Source organism: Desulfovirgula thermocuniculi DSM 16036 (assembly GCF_000429345.1).
Taxonomy (GTDB): domain Bacteria; phylum Bacillota; class Desulfotomaculia; order Desulfotomaculales; family Desulfovirgulaceae; genus Desulfovirgula; species Desulfovirgula thermocuniculi.
On the sequence record NZ_AUBR01000105.1, the window covers coordinates 1 to 3,151 of the forward strand.

At 59.2% G+C, this 3,151-nt stretch carries 5 protein-coding genes; 2 read left to right on the forward strand and 3 right to left on the reverse strand.

Going from position 1 to position 3,151, the window contains the following annotated elements:
* On the reverse strand, positions 1-157 hold a 157-nt coding region (locus G454_RS22950; protein WP_156896845.1), incomplete at its 3' end, for a TadE/TadG family type IV pilus assembly protein.
* Positions 158-239: 82 nt separating this feature from the next.
* On the opposite strand from G454_RS22950, the gene G454_RS0114845 reads away from it, so the two are divergent.
* Positions 240-1,550 carry an RNA-guided endonuclease InsQ/TnpB family protein gene (locus tag G454_RS0114845; protein WP_245574430.1) on the forward strand — a complete coding sequence of 437 codons (1,311 nt, stop codon included), beginning with the start codon at positions 240-242 and terminating at the stop codon, positions 1,548-1,550.
* Positions 1,481-1,987 (forward strand): hypothetical protein, encoded by a 507-nt coding sequence (locus G454_RS21650; RefSeq protein ID WP_156896846.1) that lies wholly within the window; start codon positions 1,481-1,483, stop codon positions 1,985-1,987. Before G454_RS0114845 ends, G454_RS21650 begins: the two co-directional genes overlap by 70 nt.
* An 87-nt stretch (positions 1,988-2,074) precedes the next feature.
* Here the strand turns inward: G454_RS21650 and G454_RS0114855 are convergent, their stop codons facing one another.
* Both G454_RS0114855 and G454_RS21920 read right to left on the reverse strand, forming a co-directional pair.
* Positions 2,075-2,908, reverse strand: coding sequence for a hypothetical protein (locus G454_RS0114855; protein WP_027719205.1), 834 nt, complete (start codon positions 2,906-2,908; stop codon positions 2,075-2,077).
* Between the two features lie 39 nt (positions 2,909-2,947).
* The coding region (locus G454_RS21920) for a hypothetical protein (RefSeq protein ID WP_035108085.1) at positions 2,948-3,151 on the reverse strand (204 nt) is incomplete at its 5' end.

Below are 3,151 nucleotides of genomic sequence, written 5' to 3' on the forward strand. Positions count from 1 at the left end.
CCGCGTCCCTCGCCACCCGCTGGAGGTACACGTCGTCGCGGATGAGCCAGGCGACCTCGACGCAGGCGAAGAAGAACACCATGAGCACCAGGCAGACCATGACAAGCTCGACCAGGACGGAGCCTTTTTCGCTGCCCGAAGATCGAAACGCCAGCACTATCTCACCATCCTTTCCGTGCCGGAGGCCCCGGCTTTTAAGCCTGGGGAGGAAGGCACGGTAATTTTTTCTTTCGGCCAAATTGTGGTATCATAAAACCATGAAGCGTTGCAATGTCGTCCGCGTGCTCTTCTCAAAAGAGCAGGCTAAAACCCTCGAAACCCTGGGAGACCGCTGTGCTGCTCTCTGGAACGCCGCCAACTTCCGCTGCCGCCAGGCGTTCCTGAAGGGGGAACCCGTGCCTTCCTACGCCACCCTGTGCGCGGAGTTCCAAAACCACCCCGCGTACAAAGCCCTGCCGTCAGACATCGCGCAGGAGATCCTCAAAAAACTCAGGAAGACATGGAACTCCTTCTTCACCCTCCTGCGGCTCTGGAAAAAAGGCGAACTGGAAAAGCGGCCCGGACTCCCGAGGTACTGGAAAGACCGCCGTACGGGGAAGAGGCTGGCCAAGCTAATCCCGGTTAAGTCTCCGCGATCCTACTTCTTGGACACTAGAACGCTTTCCCTAACTCTACCCGCAGATCTGCGGGACGGCAACGGCCGCCTGGTCCTGTACACCAGGGGCGTCCTGCGCTTTTCCGGCACCCCAAAAACCCTGGAACTCAGGTACGACCGGGTGAAGAAGCGCTGGTACGCCCACCAGGTTGTGGAAGTGCCGGAACCGGAGCGAAAAGCGAAACCTGAGAAATACGCTGCTTTAGACCTTGGTGCCAGGGTGCTGGCTGCCCTAGCCGTCGAAGGCCTGGACCGCCAAATCCTCTTCTCCGGCCGCAAAGTCTGGAAAGACTTCCTGTACTGGACAAAGCGCATCGCTGAAGAGCAGTCCAGGCTGAACCGGGCCGGACGGAAAACTTCCCGGCAGCTGAGGAGGCTCTACCAGGTTCGCGCCCGCAGGCTCAAACATGCCTTTGTTGCCTTGGCCGCAGAAATCGCACGCATCCTGAAGCAACACCGCGTGAGCACCCTGCTCTTCGAAGACCTAACGGGTATCCGTGAGGACATGGATTTCGGACCCGGCAACCTCCTCGTCCACAACTTCTGGGCCTTCAGGATGTTAAGAAATCTCATCGAAGCTGCCTGCACCCGGGCCGGGATAAAGGTCGTTCCCGTCGAACCGCGCGGGACCTCTTCCCGGTGCGCCGTCTGCGGGTCTCCGGTCAAGCGTCCCATCCGGCACAAGGCGGTGTGCGAAAACTGCGGCCGCATCTGGCACGCAGACGCCAACGCGGCCTTGAACATACTACTTTTGGGCTCCTCGAAGGGGCACGGGGCGGAGGCCACGCCCCAGAAGCCGCTTGCCTTCCGGTGGAACCGCCATCGGTGGGTAAGCCGCTTCGAATCTGCCGCCGGTACGCTATATGCGACGAGCGGCAGCCGGATGGCGGCGTAAGCCGCCTGAAGGAATCCCCGAGCTTTAGCTTTGGGGAGGAAGTCAAATGGAAACTTCACATATCGCCCCTGGCGTACCGCATCTATGAAGCGTCTGAAGACCCCAGCAGGTTTATAAAACACGAACTTGCAGTGGCCACTCTTGCCATCGTTAGAAATGTCGATCCGGCAAAACTCCCCAAGATTAAGGTAGAATTCGAAACCTGGCTTTTCCGAGACGGACAAATTCCCGGCACAGGAATCTCGAGAATCCGCATAAGCAGGCTTGCCTCCATCCACCACGCTGTTGACGCTTTTTTTCTTTCCGCGAAAACAGGGAAAAACTTCTTTGGCTGGAATTTTCCAGATTTCAGAATCTTGCTTGCGAAATGGTACAAGTTTTCGCTTGCAGAAAAACAGGTACTCGAAATGGTCAGCGCCAAGAAGATTGAGGTATGAAACCCCAACAATCCCCGGCGCCGAGAGAATGTAAAGCATGATGAAGTGTCCAACAAGCACCAAAACCCACAAACCTAGAGCTTGCATTTAAAAACCCCCGAGTTCGTATTTCGACAAACTTTTGGCAAACAGGCCATCAAGCCACTCCAGCACCTTTTCATCTGGCGGACCGCAGGCAGCACAGTAATTATCCCGCAGGCCCCACTTCTCCGCCTTACCCGCCGCCCAGTAGGCAAAGTCTTCCGCAAACCACTCGGCCGCCCGGTCCTTCCAGGCCAGCCGCGCCTGGCTCCAGGTGTCCAGCGCCCGGTCTCCCGGGTAACCCCGCAACACCAGGTACTCCCGGCCCAGGGCGTTCACCCGGTTCCAGCCGTAACCCGGTGCGCCGAGTACCCTCTCTGCCAGGTAGTGCCCCAGCTCATGCAGAAAAGCCTGCTCCGGCTCCGGCGTCCCACCTAATCCGGCCAGAGCAATGGTACCTTCACCCGGCCAGTATACTCCCACTACAACTTCCCCCGTCACCGAAAAGGTGCCGGGTAAGCGCAGAGAATAGGCCGGAAGCAGGTATATCCGCAAACCTCGGAAGTACGCCGGATCCAAACCTGCCTCTATCAGCCTTACCAAAAGCATCTCCAGTCGCTTCGCCAGCTCGGGACGCCATGCCTCGCAGGTAGCGTCCTCCGCCCACCTCTCTACAGGCACCGTACTATAACTCCCGTCCGGCAGGCGGACCACCGTCACCCAAGGATCGGCCCTCCCCTCCGCCCATACCAGGGCGTCCGACCAAACATAGAAGGTCGCCCCCGTAGCACTCTTGAAGATCTCCGCCCCCGCCGGTAGGGACGGGGCGGCCAGCAGGAACAGCGCGGCCAAAACCGGGATCAGCAGAAACTTGCCCTTCAGGTGCCACCACCTCCTCAAAAAAAGAACGGGAGCGCGCGATCCAGCCGTCGCCCCGCCTCAACCCGAAAATTCTTCCGGATGCCTGAACCTGTATTCCAGCGTACAGGAGGCCCGCCTGACCAGCTCCGGCATCTGGTACAGATAAAGCCGCCGCACCCTGGGTTTCGCCCGCACCTCAGCCACCGCCTTGTCGCCCTCCCGCCGGACTTCGACCGATACGGAGCCGGGCACAATGAAGAGGTACGCCCAGCGCTTCAGGAC